Origin of the sequence: Enterorhabdus sp. P55, from assembly GCF_009911695.1 — a bacterium.
Classification (GTDB): Bacteria; Actinomycetota; Coriobacteriia; order Coriobacteriales; family Eggerthellaceae; genus Enterorhabdus.
In genome coordinates this window covers 1-532 of record NZ_QWKK01000316.1, presented here as the reverse complement: position 1 = coordinate 532, position 532 = coordinate 1, and the positions used below count along the sequence as shown (strand labels likewise).

The 532-nt window shown below is 35.2% G+C and carries 1 protein-coding gene; it reads left to right on the top strand.

Annotated features, from left to right (window positions below; genetic code table 11):
- On the top strand, positions 1–448 hold a 448-nt coding region (locus D1643_RS11455), incomplete at its 5' end, for a YfhO family protein (RefSeq protein ID WP_236643590.1).
- Positions 449–532: the final 84 nt, after the last annotated feature.

Genomic DNA, 532 nt, shown 5'->3' with positions numbered 1-532 from the left:
GGCAAATACTAGGCTCGCTACGAAACCCGGTGATAAATTGAAAATTAAGATGCCAAAAGATAAGTTGCTTAAAAATATAGTAGCCATCTACAAAACATCAGGGCATCTTACACCAAAACCTGAATTAAAAAATACGTTTGAGATTACATCTGGTCAAACAAAAACCCAAGTACTCAAAGGTACTGCTCGTAAATCTGGGGATCTTGTGATACGCGTGTTATACGACAAGAATATTTTTGTTAAAGTAAATGGTATTTCTGTGAAACCTGAACGAGCATTTAGTGCATTCATACGCGTGCCAAATGTAAACAAAAACGATGTAATTCAGGTTTCCTACAATAATCCAATCATAAAGCCAATGCTTATTTATACCGCAATAGTAATACTTTTAAGTGGCGTAGGCTATGTCGTTTATTATAAAATTTCTTTAGAAAGGAGACGCAAATGATTTCAATTATCGTCCCATGTTATAATGAGGAAGACTCGATTGAGCCTTACTTAAATGCAACACTCCCTGTGATAAAACGTTTGA